Origin of the sequence: Cohnella sp. SGD-V74, from assembly GCF_003001675.1 — a bacterium.
GTDB lineage: Bacteria > Bacillota > Bacilli > Paenibacillales > Paenibacillaceae > Cohnella.
On the sequence record NZ_PVYW01000016.1, the window covers coordinates 202,421 to 217,495 of the forward strand.

16 protein-coding genes are annotated in these 15,075 nt (G+C 58.7%); 10 read left to right on the forward strand and 6 right to left on the reverse strand.

Annotation, left to right across the window (positions count from 1 at the left end):
* The first annotated feature begins 1 nt into the window (after position 1).
* From B0G52_RS23315 to sufB, 3 genes are read left to right on the forward strand one after another with little or no spacing between them, the layout of a single operon-like run.
* On the forward strand, positions 2-1,234 hold the full coding sequence (locus B0G52_RS23315) for a cysteine desulfurase (RefSeq protein ID WP_094047803.1): 1,233 nt from the start codon (positions 2-4) through the stop codon (positions 1,232-1,234).
* A complete protein-coding gene (gene sufU / locus B0G52_RS23320; protein WP_094047804.1) occupies positions 1,218-1,667 on the forward strand; it encodes a Fe-S cluster assembly sulfur transfer protein SufU in 450 nt (149 codons plus the stop codon). The genes B0G52_RS23315 and sufU overlap by 17 nt, the downstream gene beginning before the upstream one ends.
* 19 nt (positions 1,668-1,686) lie before the next feature.
* Entirely contained in the window at positions 1,687-3,084 is a 1,398-nt protein-coding gene (gene sufB / locus B0G52_RS23325) for a Fe-S cluster assembly protein SufB (RefSeq protein WP_094047805.1), read from the forward strand.
* 149 nt (positions 3,085-3,233) lie between these two features.
* Here the strand turns inward: sufB and B0G52_RS23330 are convergent, their stop codons facing one another.
* From B0G52_RS23330 to B0G52_RS23340, 3 genes are all read right to left on the reverse strand, one after another.
* The gene (locus B0G52_RS23330) at positions 3,234-3,617 is read right to left on the reverse strand and encodes a type II toxin-antitoxin system HicB family antitoxin (RefSeq protein WP_094047806.1); all 384 of its coding nucleotides are present in this window, start codon (positions 3,615-3,617) and stop codon (positions 3,234-3,236) included.
* A 111-nt stretch (positions 3,618-3,728) separates the two neighbouring features.
* On the reverse strand, positions 3,729-3,923 hold the full coding sequence (locus tag B0G52_RS23335) for a type II toxin-antitoxin system HicA family toxin (protein WP_094047807.1): 195 nt from the start codon (positions 3,921-3,923) through the stop codon (positions 3,729-3,731).
* Between the two features lie 826 nt (positions 3,924-4,749).
* Positions 4,750-5,601, reverse strand: a complete 852-nt coding sequence (locus tag B0G52_RS23340; RefSeq protein WP_094047808.1) for an ATP-dependent DNA ligase — start codon at positions 5,599-5,601, stop codon at positions 4,750-4,752.
* Positions 5,602-5,853: 252 nt separating this feature from the next.
* Here B0G52_RS23340 and B0G52_RS23345 point away from each other — a divergent pair, with 252 nt between their 5' ends.
* Positions 5,854-6,078 carry an alpha/beta-type small acid-soluble spore protein gene (locus B0G52_RS23345; RefSeq protein ID WP_094047809.1) on the forward strand — a complete coding sequence of 75 codons (225 nt, stop codon included), beginning with the start codon at positions 5,854-5,856 and terminating at the stop codon, positions 6,076-6,078.
* 130 nt (positions 6,079-6,208) lie between these two features.
* Entirely contained in the window at positions 6,209-7,150 is a 942-nt protein-coding gene (locus B0G52_RS36280) for a C40 family peptidase (protein WP_233162957.1), read from the forward strand.
* A 58-nt stretch (positions 7,151-7,208) separates the two neighbouring features.
* Here B0G52_RS36280 and B0G52_RS23355 read toward each other — a convergent pair whose 3' ends face one another.
* A complete protein-coding gene (locus tag B0G52_RS23355; RefSeq protein ID WP_094047811.1) occupies positions 7,209-8,270 on the reverse strand; it encodes an HD-GYP domain-containing protein in 1,062 nt (353 codons plus the stop codon).
* A gap of 215 nt (positions 8,271-8,485) precedes the next feature.
* Between B0G52_RS23355 and B0G52_RS23360 the strand changes: the two genes are divergently transcribed.
* The 5 genes from B0G52_RS23360 (at position 8,486) to B0G52_RS23380 (ending at position 13,232) form a co-directional block, all read left to right on the forward strand.
* Entirely contained in the window at positions 8,486-9,535 is a 1,050-nt protein-coding gene (locus tag B0G52_RS23360) for an SIS domain-containing protein (protein ID WP_198960711.1), read from the forward strand.
* A gap of 20 nt (positions 9,536-9,555) precedes the next feature.
* Positions 9,556-10,365, forward strand: coding sequence for a DeoR/GlpR family DNA-binding transcription regulator (locus B0G52_RS23365; RefSeq protein ID WP_094047813.1), 810 nt, complete (start codon positions 9,556-9,558; stop codon positions 10,363-10,365).
* The gene (locus B0G52_RS23370) at positions 10,362-11,324 is read left to right on the forward strand and encodes an ROK family protein (protein ID WP_094047814.1); all 963 of its coding nucleotides are present in this window, start codon (positions 10,362-10,364) and stop codon (positions 11,322-11,324) included. The genes B0G52_RS23365 and B0G52_RS23370 overlap by 4 nt, the downstream gene beginning before the upstream one ends.
* A gap of 71 nt (positions 11,325-11,395) precedes the next feature.
* A complete protein-coding gene (gene fba, locus B0G52_RS23375; RefSeq protein WP_094047815.1) occupies positions 11,396-12,250 on the forward strand; it encodes a class II fructose-1,6-bisphosphate aldolase in 855 nt (284 codons plus the stop codon).
* 19 nt (positions 12,251-12,269) lie between these two features.
* On the forward strand, positions 12,270-13,232 hold the full coding sequence (locus B0G52_RS23380) for a 1-phosphofructokinase family hexose kinase (RefSeq protein ID WP_233162959.1): 963 nt from the start codon (positions 12,270-12,272) through the stop codon (positions 13,230-13,232).
* A 37-nt stretch (positions 13,233-13,269) separates the two neighbouring features.
* On the opposite strand, the gene B0G52_RS23385 is transcribed toward B0G52_RS23380, so the two are convergent.
* Both B0G52_RS23385 and B0G52_RS23390 read right to left on the reverse strand, forming a co-directional pair.
* The gene (locus B0G52_RS23385) at positions 13,270-14,316 is read right to left on the reverse strand and encodes a ThiF family adenylyltransferase (RefSeq protein WP_233162961.1); all 1,047 of its coding nucleotides are present in this window, start codon (positions 14,314-14,316) and stop codon (positions 13,270-13,272) included.
* Positions 14,313-15,071, reverse strand: a complete 759-nt coding sequence (locus B0G52_RS23390) for a molybdenum cofactor biosynthesis protein (RefSeq protein WP_094047816.1) — start codon at positions 15,069-15,071, stop codon at positions 14,313-14,315. Before B0G52_RS23390 ends, B0G52_RS23385 begins: the two co-directional genes overlap by 4 nt.
* Between the last annotated feature and the right edge of the window lie 4 nt (positions 15,072-15,075).

Below are 15,075 nucleotides of genomic sequence, written 5' to 3' on the forward strand. Positions count from 1 at the left end.
TATGGACCCGATCGCATTGAAGTCGGAATTTCCGATTCTCCAACAGGATATTAACGGACATCCGCTCGTATACCTGGATAACGGGGCGACGACGCAGAAGCCCCGCTCGGTCATCGAAGCGGTCAAACGTTACTACGAATGGGATAACGCCAACGTGCACCGCGGCGTGCATACGCTCGGCTCGCGCGCGACGGACGCTTACGAGGGAGCCCGGGAGAAAGTCGCCCGCTTCCTCAACGCTCCGGCTTCGAGGCAAATTATTTTCACCCGCGGTACGACGACCGCTCTGAATCTCGTTGCCTCCGGCTATGCCCGTCAGACGCTGCGAGAGGGCGACGAGATCGTCATTACGCCGATGGAGCATCACAGCAACCTGATCCCTTGGCAGCAGGCCGCCAAGGCGACGGGAGCGACGCTGAAGTACATTCCTCTTCAGCCGAACGGCACGGTTACGCTGGAGGACGTGGAAGCGGCGGTGACGGAACGGACGAAAATCGTCGCCATCACCTACGTGTCCAACGTGCTCGGCACGATCAACCCGATCTCGGAGATCGCGAAGATCGCGCACCGCAAGGGTGCGATCATCGTCGTCGACGGGGCGCAGAGCACGCCGCACATGAAGGTCGACGTGCAGGCGCTCGACGTCGACTTCTATGCTTTCTCCGGGCACAAGATGTGCGCTCCGACCGGAATCGGGGCATTATACGGGAAGGCGCAGCTGCTGGAGAGAATGGAGCCGATCGAATTCGGCGGCGAGATGATCGACTTCGTCGAGCTGCACGATTCGACCTGGAAGGAGCTGCCGTGGAAGTTCGAAGGCGGCACGCCGATCATCGCCGGAGCCGTCGGGCTCGGCGCGGCGATCGACTTCCTGGAGCAGGTCGGCTTGGACAATATCGAGGCGCACGAGCATAAGCTCGTACGTTACGCGATGGATCGGCTGTCGTCGATCGACGGCGTGACGATCTACGGTCCGCCGGCCGATCAGCGCGCCGGACTCGTCACCTTTAACCTGGGAGACGTGCACCCGCACGACGTCGCGACGGTGCTCGACACCGAAGGCATCGCCGTGCGCGCCGGGCATCACTGCTGCCAGCCGCTGATGCGGTGGCTGAAGGTCAGCGCGACGGCCCGGGCCAGCTTCTACCTGTACAACACCGAACAAGATATCGACCGGCTGGCCGAGTCTCTGGTTAAGACAAAGGAGTTTTTCGGTTATGAGTCAATTGGATGATTTGTACCGCCGCGTCATCATGGATCACTATAAAACGCCGCGCAACCGGGGAGAGCTGGAGGACGGTTCCGTTACCGTCAACCTGAACAATCCGACGTGCGGCGACCGGATTTCCCTGCAGCTTCAGCTCGAAGACGGCGTCGTCCGCAATGTGAAGTTCACGGGCGAAGGCTGCTCGATCAGCATGTCGTCGGCTTCGATGATGACTGAAGCGGTTATGGGCAAGACGAGCGAAGAGGCGCTGGCGCTCGCGGATAAATTTTCCGCGCTGATGAAGGGCGAGGACGTTCAATTCGAAGATTACGAAGACGTCGAGGCGCTGTCCGGCGTTAACAAATTCCCGGCTAGAATCAAGTGCGCGACGCTGGCCTGGAACGCCTTGCGCAAAGGCGTGGAGCACGGCAGCGGCAAACACGAAGGCATCGAACAATAAACGAGGAGGTTGATCGGCAATGGCGAAGCAAATGCCCGATTTGGACGAATATAAATACGGGTTCCGCGACGAGCATAAAGCGATATTCCAATCCGGCAAAGGACTGACCGAAGAAATCGTTCGCACGATTTCGGAGATGAAGGGCGAGCCGGAATGGATGCTGAAATTTCGTCTGAAGTCGCTGGAACAGTTCCGCAAGATGGAAATGCCGACTTGGGGCGGCAACATGGACGATCTGGATTTCGAAGACATCCAGTATTACGTCAAGCCGTCCGAGAAGCAAGGCAAGACGTGGGAAGAAGTACCCGAGGAGATCAAGGCTACGTTCGACAAGCTGGGCATTCCGGAAGCGGAGCAGAAGTTCCTGGCGGGCGTGTCGGCGCAGTACGAATCCGAGGTTGTCTACCACAGCATGCAGGAGGAGCTCGAGAAGCAAGGCGTCATTTTCATGGACACCGATTCCGCCCTGCGCGAGCATCCGGAAATTTTCAAGGAGTATTTCGGCACGGTCGTTCCGCCTGCGGACAACAAGTTCGCGGCGCTGAACAGCGCGGTATGGTCCGGCGGCAGCTTCATCTACGTCCCTAAAGGCGTACAGTGCACCGTTCCGCTGCAAGCCTACTTCCGGATCAACTCCGAGAACATGGGCCAATTCGAACGCACGCTGATCATCGCCGACGAAGGCAGCTCCGTTCACTATGTCGAAGGCTGTACGGCTCCGGTCTACAGCACGAACTCGCTGCACAGCGCGGTCGTCGAGATCATCGCGAGGAAGGACGCTCGCGTCCGCTATACGACGATCCAGAACTGGGCGCCGAACATCTACAATCTCGTCACGAAGCGCGCGGTCGCCGAAGAGAACGCGACGATGGAATGGGTCGACGGCAACATCGGCTCCAAGCTGACGATGAAATATCCTGCGGTTATCCTGAAAGGCCGCGGCGCGAAGGGCATGGTGCTCTCGATCGCGGTTGCAGGCAAAGGCCAGCACCAGGACGCAGGCGCGAAAATGATCCACCTCGCTCCGGACACGAGCTCGACGATCGTCTCCAAGTCGATCTCCAAGCACGGCGGCAAGGTCACTTACCGCGGTCTGGCTTCCTTCGGACGCAACGCCGAAGGCGCGAAGTCGAACATCAAGTGCGACACGCTCATCCTCGACAACCAATCGACGAGCGATACGATTCCGTACAACGAGATCATGAACGACAACATTACGCTTGAGCACGAAGCGACCGTCTCCAAGGTGTCCGAGGACCAGCTCTTCTACCTGATGAGCCGCGGCCTGTCCGAAGCCGACGCGACGCAGATGATCGTCATGGGCTTCATCGAGCCGTTCACGAAGGAACTGCCGATGGAGTACGCGGTCGAGATGAACCGCTTGATCAAGTTCGAGATGGAGGGTTCCATCGGTTAAGTTACTGCCGTCGGACCAATGCAGAAAGGGCGAAAATGGGATTTCCCATTTTCGCCCTTTCTGTTCGAATATCAGAAAGTATAAAACACTACAAGAGGACTGGGCAAAGAGAAAGTATCCTCCGTGTGGCTTACTCATCGCTTCTAGACTTACTGTTGTTCCAATTCCTCACGCAACGCTCGCTGTAGAATCTGCGAGAAGTTGATGCCGGCAGCTTCGGCTGCTACGTTCAGATCGTGGGGGAGGGTCAGCGTTTTTTTGTCGTACTTGATTTTCTCGTTCAACGAGCAGGTGACAAGGATTGTACGCTGGCCGGCAGCCAGTTCAATAAGCTGTAGCGGCGTCGGCGTCGGAATGGGCTCGTTATCGTCCATGCGGCTTTCCAGTGTCAGGCGCAGCACATCAGAGGCGCGTTGCAAGGCCTGCTCAACCGAATCCGCTTGGGACAGCGCTTCATCCAGATCGGGGAACGTAATCGCGATGTGCCTTCCAGTGAAATCCAGAACGGCAGGGAAGCAGTATTCTTTTTTCATTGATCCCTATCCTTTCCGCGCATCCGTCAAGGGATGCGATGTGTTTTTGCGGATTGCCGGTTCAGTCCACGCACTCACAGGGAGAGCGGCACTTAGTGAGGAAGGTCCAGGCTAGAATTTCAGCCCTGACTTCTTCTCGATGTCCTTCAGGATGTGCACCGCGACATCTTTGACCGGATGAACCACTGTAACTTTGGCTTTGATGTTCGGGTGTTTGAACTGCCAGTGATCGCCGACCGTTTTCACCCAGTACCACCCGGCGTCTTTCAGCATCTTGATGACTTCCCGAGAAGAATAGCTCCTCATCCTCTCATCTCTTGGATTTATTCTAACACGTATTAATACGTGCTTCAATGAACGCAATAACTGTTACGCTTCCGAAAATTCGAAACTAAACGTGACTTTTTGAGCCATCCTCAAATTGGCGACAGTTCGAGAACCAAATATTCTGAGATATAGGCTGCTGAGCGCCCGGTAGCCCAATACAATTGCTACAGAAAACTACAGTCCATGAAGCTAACCAGAAGGCGGTTCTCTGTCTCTTTTGCCGGTATCCCGTCCACTCAGCTCTTCTGCGCCACATTCTGAATGTGTACGGCATTGCCTTTTTCGTTCTTTTGCCGGTATCCCGTTCAATCAGGTTGTTCGTACGCCTCCTGCGAGATCGACCTGTCCTCCATTTGTCTGTATCCCCAAGGCTCAGAAATCGGGTTTAGCGTTTAGCGATAAGCTATCCCATTTAATCAGTTGATCATCCTCACGGCTGTGAATCAGCATTAAACAGATTTTTAGGTATCCAAATGATTCAAATTGAGACTAAAAGTTAGGAATTTGATGCAAAACGCGAACGACAGGACGTGACTCCCAACTGACTCAAAGGGATAGCGGTAAAAAGGGGCGAAAAGCGGTAGGACAAATATGGCATGCACTGACCGAAAGGGATAGCGACAAAAAGGGGAAATAGCGGAGGCAACGGGAGCGTGAACTGAACGGAGGGGATATCGGCAAAAGGGATGAAAGGTAGGTGTGATGCTGGGGAGATCTGACGGAAAGGGAGAAAGGAGACGATAGGGCTGCCTTTGTTTCCCATCCCACCTCCGTTCGCCGAGTAAGCCCGTCCCTCACGAGCTTCTCACACCACAAACTCCACAAACTCGGGCTTTCGAAGCAGGCCGTCACGCGTCCACAGCTGATGGCGCACGCGAGCCTGGATGGCGGGTTCGACGTAGACGAAGTCCCGGTCTTCGTGCGTCGACAGTTTGCTGCATACGCCGAGGAACGCGTTCTTGTGCGCGGAAGGGACGCCGTGCTCCAGCAAGCCGGCGATCCGGTCCCGATGTCGAACGAGCCAGCCAAACTGGTTTTTGCGATAGCCCGCGATCTGCACGACGGCGTAGTCGTAGTCGCGAATTTTGAGCCAGCTGTCGTCTCTGCGCCCGACGTAGGCGCTCGTTCGCCGCTTGGCCACGATTCCCCTTACCCCGTTTCTTCTTAACGCCTCGAACAAAGCCATTCCCGAATACTCTACCTCTATTGCCGGGGAAATACAGCGATTGCCTTCCAGAACTTCTCCCAACAGCTTTTTACGCTCGCTCAACGCGAGCATACGAACGTCTCTGCCCCGATAACGCAAAATATCGAATACGCTGTAACGCACCGGATTGCCAACGGAAGCTTCCCGGATGCTCATCGGCTTCGTCAGGCTGAACCTGTCTAACATCCCATCGGGGTCGATTCTCCCGGTCGCGGGATCGATGCAGTAAACCTCTCCGTCCAGCACGACGTCGGAATTATCCGTTATAGGTACCGGATGAAGCTCCGGATAACGGGAGGTAATGTCGTGACCGTGGCGGGTATACAGCCGCACGATTCCGTTTTCCATAGATAGAAGCAAGCGATGGCCGTCGATCAGCGGCTCGAATATGTAACGTTCGTCGTCGAACGGATGCGAATGCGCAACCGGCAGCATGGGGGGGAGGAACATAACGGCGCAACCACCTTCGTCGCAAAATTCAAAACGAAAAAAGGAGTCACTTGCCGCGACTCCAAGGAGTAAAAAGGTTATGAAGAAAAGCCGGGAACGATAAGCTGCCAGCTGATCTATCACTAATGATATACGATTCGTATAGATAATGCACTAGGCGATCGGTGGCATGAGAAACTCAAACTTCCATTCATGCATAGATCTTATGAGCGCGAAGCATAATACGTGGTAAATGATGGAGGTGAGAAAAACATGGCGAACAATCGCAGCAGCAACCAGCTCGCAACTCCGCAAGCGCGCGCCGCTCTGGACCAATTGAAGTATGAGGTCGCGCAAGAGCTGGGCATCCAATTTTCCCGCGACGGTTATCACGGAGACATGCTGACGAAGGATACCGGCCGCATCGGCGGCAATATCACTCGTCGCTTGGTGCAAATTGCCGAGCAGCAGCTTGCCGGCCAAGCCGGACGTTTCTAGAAAGCACCTTTCACGATCCCGCTTGATTATCGCCGGCGGGGTCGTTTTTTGTTGGTGGAAGCATAATCGCAAGACCGCTACGTCATCCTATGGAGGAATGAACTTCTTAAGGGGAAGGCGGCTTGAGACGATGAAATTGGGCAACAAATCAACGATCTTGCTGGCACTGCTGCTGGCGGCCGGCTGCGCGGGAAATCCCGGGGACACGATGAATCTCAAGCGGGATCAGGCGCCGGTGAAAATACAGAGCGGGCAGTCGGAAGCCGTGTTGGAGGAAGGGCGGCACATCGTTCCGGTTCGGACGATTCAAAACGCGAGCTACGTCTCGCTCGGAGCGATCGGCCAGGCGACGGGATACACTGCGCAATGGTTGCCGGACGGCACGTACGGAATGGGCGATCATGACCCGGTGTGGATATTCCGAGCCGGGGACAGCAACGTCACGATTGCCGGACGCCAAACCCGTATGCCCGCGCCGGCGCTGAAAGAAGGGAACGAGCTGTTCGTGCCGGTTACGGCCCTTCAGAACTTAATCGGAGACGTGACCGTGTTTCATATCCAGGAGAATGAGGTAGCCTTTTTCCCCAAGCCGTCGCCTAACGAATCGGGAATCACGGGGCAGAGCGCAGACTTCGCTCAAGAGCTGCCTTCAGGGCCGAAAATGTCGGTGGCGGGGGGCGAAGCCGCATCGCTGCTGGAATTCGCCAAAAAGTATCTGGGCGTCAAATACGTGTTCGGCACGGCGCCGTATACGCAATCCAAAACGTTCGACTGCTCGTCCTTCACGCAGTACGTATTCGACCGCTTCGGCATCGACCTGCCCCGGGTGGCGAGAGCGCAGGCCGAGCAAGGCACATTCGTGTCGCGGGACAATCTCAAGGCAGGGGACTTAATGTTCTTCTACGTGCCCGGGCGCTTCAAGAGCAACGAAACGGTCGGACACGTGGGCATTTACATGGGGAACGGCAACATGATTCACGCGAGTCCGAAGCCGGAGGACGGCGTCCAGGTTACCCCTATCGACAAACCGTACTGGAAAGACACCTATTTGTACGCGAAACGTTATTCATAGTCGCTGCGACAAAAAAGAGGCGCTTGCATCCCCGTGACGAGGATCGCAAGCGCCTTTTTTACATTTGCACGTGAAGGATGGAGATGTCTCTGACGACGGACAGGTCGAGGAACTCCTCGTCGGCCTGCACGAGAGGGCGGAAGAAGTCCGTCGGATTCGTCATGACGATCGTTCCGAACTGTCCGTTCGACAGCTCGACCCGTTTGCCGATAAAGTTAGGAAGCATATGCCGGATAAACGTGTGCGTAAAATCAGGATCCAGCTCCTTGAAGCTGAGATCGTAAAGCTCGCGCAGTACGAACAGCAAGTCCTTCTTCTCGCTGTATACCCGCGAAGAGATCATCGCGCTGTAGACGTCGGCGACCGCTACGATCCGGGCCATCGGATGAATCTGTTCGCCTGCCAGACCTTGCGGATAACCCGTGCCGTCGATGCGTTCATGATGCTGAAGAGCGGCCAAGGCGACCGCCTCGTCGTTGAAGGAACGGGTCAAAATCTCGTATCCGTATTTGGGATGATTCTGGATTTCTTTGTACTCTTCATCGTTGAGCCGGGCAGGTTTGTTCAAGATCACCTCGGCGATTCGGCATTTGCCGACGTCGTGCAGGAAGCCGGCTTTGCCCGCTCTTACCGTCTCTTCTTCGCTCCAGCCTATCCAGCGCGCGATGTAATAGCTCAGCATGCCGACCTGAACGGAGTGCTGATACGTATAGTCGTCCTGGGTGTTCAGCATGAGGAGCAGAGATACGACATCACGCTCCGAACGAAAATTCTCGACGAGGGGCTGGAAGCTCTCCTTGACGTCGTCCTCGTAAATCCGTCCTTCTACAAGCGCTTTCTCGAACAATTGCTCGGCTCCGGCGACCGCGTCATGATACAGGGGGCGTAGCAGGGGATTATACCCCGGCGCGGCGACTGCTTCCTTCGGTTCAACTGCAGAAGAACCGGCGGTGCCGGAACGCCATTCGATGTCGACGTAGTCGATCTGATGCTGGAAAATCCGTGAAATTTCCTTTTCGTTCAGCGACGTGCCTTTGGAGAGGACATGCAAGCCGTAAGCGTTAAAGATGTCCTCCGATAATCGATCTCCTGATCGTACATCCGTAATGTGTACTCGCATCTCGCACCTCGACAGGAACCTCGAGTAATCGAGGAAATTCGCTAACCTCTTTGATATCTATGCTATCAAGTAAAGCGTTTTCTTGCAATAACTAGTTGAGATAAAATTTGGTAACTGAAAAATGAAATATTCCGTCATAATAATGATTGAAATTTTCATATTGAATGCAATATAATAGCATTGTACAGGACGAATAGGAATGGGAGAGGATCTTAATGACGAGAGGCAAGCTGACGTTACCTGAGATCGGCGGACAGGCGGAAGCCTTGAAGGCCGCTTGGGAGCAATTGAAGAAACAGGAGAAATGGACGCAGACGCATATCGGCAACGCGGCGTACGACGAAGTCGTGTTTATCGGTTCAGGTTCTTCCTATTATCAAGCGCAGGTGATGGCTTCCACCTATAAGCTGTGGCTGGGACGGAGCGCGAGCGCGCTGCCTTCCTCGGACATCTTTCTGTTCCGCGACCAATCCGTCGCACGCAGCCGGAAGGTGCTGCTCGTCGGCGTATCCCGTTCGGGAGAGTCGTCCGAGGTCATTCTGGCGCTCGATTCGGTGAAGGATTTGCCGAACTGGACGACTTGCGGCATTACGTGCTACGAGGACAGCCGGCTCGGCCGGATGACGGAATGTCTCGTATCCCCTCTGGGCAAGGAACAAAGCACGGTCATGACCAAATCGTTCAGCAGCATGACGTATATGATGCAAGCCGCGATTGCGCTCGCTGCGGGCGGGGCGCAGCCGTCGGAGATGGAAGCGGTGCTGGATTTGCAAGGGGATGTCGTCGAGCGGGGACGCGAGTTTGCCGAACAGTTGGTCGAAGCGAACGACTTCAACAAATACATTTACTTGGGGATGGGGGCGTATTTCGGCCTGGCGCAGGAAGTGTGCCTCAAGCTGAAGGAAATGTCCTACGTCTGGACCGAAAGCTATGGAACGCTGGAATTCCGCCACGGGCCGAAGTCGGTCGTCGAACCGGGAACGCTCGTCTGTCTGCTCGTCTCGGAGCAAGCCCGTTCCTATGAACTGAAAGTCGCGGAAGAAATGAAAGCCTACGGCGCGTTCGTGCTGCTCGTGACAACCTCCAAAGGCGACGATACAGACTTTGCCGACGCGGTGTTCGAGCTTGGCGGCGGCTCGCTGTCCGACGAGGCGCGCGCGGTGCTCTACCTGCCGCTGCTTCAGTATCTCGGATTCTACACGGCGATGAAGCGGGGCGTCGATCCCGACCATCCGAGAAACTTGACGCAAGTCGTCAAAATTTGATTCGACAAAGGAGCCGGCCCATGACGCGCAACAAATCCGAGAGGCAAGAGCAAGTGCTCGCCTATCTCGAAAGATACGGCAGCATTACTCTTCAAGAGATGACGGACAATTTCGATTGCTCGGAAGCGACGGCCAGGCGCGACCTCGACGATCTCGAGAAGGCGGGCAAGGTGATCCGGACGATGGGCGGCGGAGCGAAGTACGCGGCGAGCGGGTTAATTCGCGAAGTGCCTTTCCGCGAGAAGCAGCATGCTTCGTACCGGGAGAAGGAAGCGATCGCCAATCTGGCCGCTTCCCTCGTCGAAGAGGGCGACGTCATCGGCCTCACGGGGGGAACGACGACGTTCCTGATCGCGAAGGCGCTGAAGAAGCGGCGCAACATTACCGTCGTCACCAATGCGGTCAACATCGCGATGGAGCTTGCCGATTGCGAGGATCTGCAGATCGTGCTGACCGGCGGCGTGCTTCGCAATCGCAGCTTCGAGCTGTGCGGACCGCTGGCGGAGCAGACGGTGAAGGCGCTGAACATCCATAAGATGTTCATGGGCGTCGACGGCGTAACGGGGCAGGGTGTCAGCACCTACTCCGAGCTGGAGGCGAACATCGCCAACCTGCTGATTCAGCGGTCGAAGCTGACGATTGCCGTGTTCGATCATACGAAAGTCGGCAAATCTTCGCTCTTCCATGTGGCCGGGCTGCAAGAGCTCCACGCTTGCATCACCGATAAGAGACCTGACGAAACCTCGGAAGAAGGAGCGGCGCTGGCAGGAGTTAAGCTGTATGCCGCAGAGGACGATTCGGATTCTGGAAGAGAGGGAGATCGGACATGAACGTCACGATCGGCGTGGACGTAGGCGGTACGAATATCGTATGCGGAGCGACGGACGAAGCCGGCAAGGTGCTGCGCAAGCTCAAGCGTCCGACGGAGGCGCATGCCGGCCATGAAGCCGTGCTCGGAAGAATCGCGGAGATGGTCGCGCAGATTCGCGAGGAGCTGGGAGCCGGCATTCGGGTTACGAGCGTCGGAGTGGGAATTCCCGGGCTCGTAGACCCGCTGGCCGGGGTATCCAAGTTTGCCGGGAACTTAAAGTGGCGCGATATTCCGGTTGCCGGCCTGCTCGGAGAACAGATTGGCCTGCCGGTGTTCATCGACAACGACGTCCGGATGTACATTTACGGAGAAGCGGTCGCGGGAGCCGGACAGGGCTACGAACACGTGCTGGGCATTACGATCGGCACCGGCATCGCCGCGGCCATCGTGAACGGCGGCGAGTTGTACTACGGGCATAAAGCGCTGGCAGGAGAACTCGGCCACGTCCGCATGGACGGAGTCGAAGAAGATTGCGCTTGCGGGCTCAGCGGCTGTCTGGAGACGGTTGCTTCAGCGTCCGGCTTGGTTCGGCAGGCGAAGAAGGCGCTGCGTGAAGGCCGGGAAAGCTTGCTGAACGAATGGTTTCCGGGCGAAGCGCTGGAGCAGCTTACCGCGGCGGATCTATCCAAGGCGATGGATGCGGGAGATGAGCTTGCCGCGGACATCATCGTTCGCGCCGGCAAGCTGAACGGCCGCGCTCTGGCCGCGGCGGCGCTGGTGCTCAGCCCGGACGTGATCGTGGTCGGCGGCGGCGGAGCCTTGGCCGGCGAACGGTTAATGGCGCCTCTTCGAGAGGAGCTGTACCGGCTGCTGCTGCCGGATTTCCGCGAAGGGCTGAAGGTCGTGACGGCGGAGCACAACGACGATGCGGGAATTATCGGCAGCTCGCTGTATGCCGCGCATCGGAACGGGGCTTGACGGAAGACGGAACGGAATCGATTTATAGACTCATAGACTCACAGACTTGACCAAAATCGGAGGAACTCACCATGGCACTTGTATCGTCGACGCCGCTGCTGCAAGCGGCAAAGGAAGGCGGATATTGCATCGGGGCGTTTAACGTCCATACATTGGAAATGCTGCAGGCGGTCGTCGAAGCGGCGGAGGAGACAAGATCCCCGCTCATTATCCAGTCGACCGTAGGAACGGTAAAGCACCTGGGACCCGACTACATCGCGGCGGCGGCTACGGTCGCGGCTAACCGCAGCTCCGTTCCGATCGCGCTTCATCTCGACCACTGCTCGGACTTCGGCACCATCATGCAATGTATCCGGGCGGGATACACGTCGGTTATGATCGACGCCTCTCATGACCCGTTCGAGAAAAACGTCGAGCAAACCCGCAAAGTCGTCGAAGCGGCTTCCGCGGTAGGCGTTAACGTCGAGGCCGAGCTGGGCCGGGTCGGCGGCGTCGAGGACGACATCGTCGTCGACGAGCGCGACGCGCTGCTGGCCGATCCGGACGAGTGCGCCAAGTTCGTCGAGCTGACGGGCGTGCACACGCTCGCTCCGGCAATCGGCACGGCGCACGGCATCTACAAGGGCGATCCGAACATCGACTTCGACCGCATCGGACGCATCGCCGCCAAAGTATCCGTTCCCCTCGTGCTCCACGGAGGCTCCGGCATCCCCGAGGATCAGGTGAAGCGGGCCGTCTCGCTCGGCATGTCCAAGATGAACGTCGCGACCGAGCTGCGCATCGTATTTTCCGACGCGATCAAGGAAGTGTTCGCGAGAAATCCCGAAGAGAACGACCCGCGGAAATACATGGTGCCGGCGAAGCAGGCGCTGAAGGCGGCTGCGATCGAGAAGATGCGCCTGTGCGGCTCGATCGGCAAGGCGTAAGCGAAGCGGGGGCATAGCGGTGACGAACGCGAAAGCAAATGCGCGAACGATGATAACGACCGTCACGTTAAACGCGGCGATCGACAAGACGTATTACGTGCCGTCCTTCGACAAAGGCAAAGTGTCGCGCGCCGGCAAAGTCGTGTCCACGGCGGGGGGCAAAGGGCTGAACGTGGCCCGGGTGCTGCAGCAGCTCGGCCATGGCGAAGTGGCGGCGACCGGCTTTGCGGGCGGCTATAACGGGCAGTTCATTACGAGCCGGGTGAAGGAAGCCGGCATCCGTTCGGAATTCATCGACATCTCCGGAGAGTCGCGCCTGTGCCTGAACTTCATCGACGGCCGCGACGGCTCGTCCACGGAAGTACTGGAGCCGGGACCGGAGGTCGGCGTGGAGGAGATTGAGCGCTTCAAGCTCAAGCTGCGAGGGTTGAGCGAGGAATCGGCGCTCGTGGTTTTCTCCGGGAGCTTGCCGAGAGGGGCTGATCCGGGGCTGTATGCCGATCTGATCGCCCTGTCTCGCAGCGCGGGAGCGGACGTCTTCCTCGATACGAGCGGTGAATCGCTCGTGCGCGGAGTGTCGGCCTTGCCGACGTTCATCAAGCCGAACGAGGACGAGATCGTGTCGCTGCTCCCGGATGCGGGAGGCGCCGATCTGCGCGAAGGCATCCGCAAGCTGATGGCGCAAGGCATTCCGATTGCGGCGGCGACGCTGGGGCCGGAAGGGGCCGTTGCCGGAGCGGGCGGGCGCATCTACCGCGTCCGCATCCCGAAGCTCGAACCGGTCAACACGGTCGGCAGCGGCGATTCGTTCGTCGCCGGGTACGCGTACGGCCACGTCAGAGGCTGGCCGGTCGAGGACTGCCTGCGGTACGCCGCGGCTGCGGGCAGCGCCAACGCGCTCTCCGAGACGACGGGAGACGTCAGCCCGGCCGAGCACGCCAGGCTGCTTCGCGAAATCTCGGTGGAGGAATGGACGGACTAAAGAAAGCCGCGGCAGCGCTGGAGGGCGCCGCCGCGGCTTATTCGCCCAGAAGCTCGGCGTACACGCGCCGGGCAGTCTGGGCTTCTTCCGTTCCGATGACGAGGGCGCGCCCGTCGTCGAACAGCACGAACGCGATGCCGCCCGGCAACTGCAGTCTCAGCGAATAGGGAGTCAATTCGGCGCTGCCCGCTCTGGCCAGACGAGGCTCCAGAGCTTTCAGGTCGAGCGTCATCGGCCTTCCGGGCATGACCTGCACGGTGCTTCGTCCGCATAGCGAGACGGTCATCGCTTCGTCTCCGGCGTCTCCGTCAAGCGCTTCGAACCGGCGCTGCCCGCATACCGGGCAGTCCGGATTGCGCGCTCCGCCGACGGAGAGAGACTGCCACTGGCTATGCCACAGATCGATCTGCAGCAGCGAGCCGTGCAAGGCATCTTCGCGGCCGGCCAGCAGCTTGAGCGTTTCCATCGCCTGCACGGAGGCGATCGTATCCACGATCGGGGCGAGCACGCCGGCCGTCTCGCACGTGTCCAGCGAGCCTCCAGGAGGCGTCGAAGGAAACAGGCAGCGAAGGCAGGGCGTCGTTCCCGGAACGACGGTGAGCGACATGCCGGACGCGCCGACCGCTCCTCCGTACACCCACGGAATGCCGTTCTTGACGCCATATTCGTTGATCAAATACCGCGTCCCGAAGTTATCCGTGCCGTCCAGCACGATGTCCGCGCCTTCCAGCAAGCGCTCGGCGTTAAAGGCGTTCAAATCCGCGACGTGAGGCGTGATCGAGATGCCGCCGTTCACGGCGGAGAGCCTTGCCGCGGCCGCGACCGCTTTCGGCGTTCCGGCGGCGGCGTCCGCCTCGTCGAACAGCATCTGGCGCTGCAGATTGGTGCGGTCGACGATGTCGCGGTCGATCAGCGTCAGGCTGCCGACGCCGGCGCGAGCCAGATGGTTGGCGATCGCGCAGCCGAGCGCGCCGACGCCGACGATCGCGGCCCGGGAGCGAAGCAGCCGCCGCTGGCCCTCCGCTCCGATCCCGGAGAAGCGGGCTTGCCGAGCGTAGCGGGCGTCCAATCCGGCGTCCGTCATCGTCCCGCTCCCTCCGGCTCCCCCGGTGCGGCCAGCGGGTTCCAAGGACCGAGCTGGTGCCCTTTCCACTCGGTGCCGTCGTCGTAAATTTCCTTTTTCCAGATGGGCACGACCTGCTTCAGCCGTTCGATCGCATATCGGCTCGCCTCGTAGGCGTCGGCCCGGTGCGCCGAAGAGACGGCGATGACGACGCTGATCTCGCCGATGCCGACCGTCCCGATCCGGTGGGCGATTGCGGTAAGCGTGCTCGGCCAGCGGACGGATATCTCGTCTCCAATCGAAGCCAGCGAGGCGACGGCCATCGGTTCGTAAGCCTCGTATTCGAGCGTGACCGTCCGTTTGCCCGCGGTCCATTCGCGCGTCGTCCCGACGAAGGCGATGGCGGCTCCGTGATCCGGGTGGTAGACGGCGGCCAGCGTCTGTTCGACGTCGAGCGGACGGTCTGTGACGCTGTATCTGGGCAAGCCGGAATCGGCAACGGCGGCGTTATCGTCCTCGGACAAGCCTCCGGAGACCGGGGGCAGCAGCGCGAGCTCGTCGCTTCTTTTGACGGCGGCGGAATCGTGGGCGTAGGCCTGGTTGCACGCGAGAAAACAGACGGACAGCAGCTCCCCGTGCTCCGGGTAAAGCTCGGCTAGACGCAGCTTGACTTGACCGGCGGTCAGCGCCTCTTCCTCCCAGTCCGTCTGCAGCGAGCGCGCGCCTAATCTTTCCGCCAGACCGGCGAATAACTGGATATTCCATGCAGGGTTCATCGTC

Bases quoted from the DNA above. Each gene is read 5' to 3' on its own strand.
- B0G52_RS23315 (WP_094047803.1), top strand. From the start codon at position 2: ATGGACCCGATCGCATTGAAGTCGGAATTTCCGATTCTCCAACAGGAT.
- B0G52_RS36280 (WP_233162957.1), top strand. From the start codon at position 6,209: ATGAAATTGGGCAACAAATCAACGATCTTGCTGGCACTGCTGCTGGCG.
- B0G52_RS23365 (WP_094047813.1), top strand. From the start codon at position 9,556: ATGACGCGCAACAAATCCGAGAGGCAAGAGCAAGTGCTCGCCTATCTC.
- sufB (WP_094047805.1), top strand. From the start codon at position 1,687: ATGGCGAAGCAAATGCCCGATTTGGACGAATATAAATACGGGTTCCGC.
- B0G52_RS23370 (WP_094047814.1), top strand. From the start codon at position 10,362: ATGAACGTCACGATCGGCGTGGACGTAGGCGGTACGAATATCGTATGC.
- B0G52_RS23385 (WP_233162961.1), bottom strand. From the start codon at position 14,316: ATGACGGACGCCGGATTGGACGCCCGCTACGCTCGGCAAGCCCGCTTC.
- fba (WP_094047815.1), top strand. From the start codon at position 11,396: ATGGCACTTGTATCGTCGACGCCGCTGCTGCAAGCGGCAAAGGAAGGC.
- B0G52_RS23360 (WP_198960711.1), top strand. From the start codon at position 8,486: ATGACGAGAGGCAAGCTGACGTTACCTGAGATCGGCGGACAGGCGGAA.
- B0G52_RS23355 (WP_094047811.1), bottom strand. From the start codon at position 8,270: ATGCGAGTACACATTACGGATGTACGATCAGGAGATCGATTATCGGAG.
- sufU (WP_094047804.1), top strand. From the start codon at position 1,218: ATGAGTCAATTGGATGATTTGTACCGCCGCGTCATCATGGATCACTAT.
- B0G52_RS23340 (WP_094047808.1), bottom strand. From the start codon at position 5,601: ATGTTCCTCCCCCCCATGCTGCCGGTTGCGCATTCGCATCCGTTCGAC.
- B0G52_RS23390 (WP_094047816.1), bottom strand. From the start codon at position 15,071: ATGAACCCTGCATGGAATATCCAGTTATTCGCCGGTCTGGCGGAAAGA.
- B0G52_RS23335 (WP_094047807.1), bottom strand. From the start codon at position 3,923: ATGAGGAGCTATTCTTCTCGGGAAGTCATCAAGATGCTGAAAGACGCC.
- B0G52_RS23330 (WP_094047806.1), bottom strand. From the start codon at position 3,617: ATGAAAAAAGAATACTGCTTCCCTGCCGTTCTGGATTTCACTGGAAGG.
- B0G52_RS23345 (WP_094047809.1), top strand. From the start codon at position 5,854: ATGGCGAACAATCGCAGCAGCAACCAGCTCGCAACTCCGCAAGCGCGC.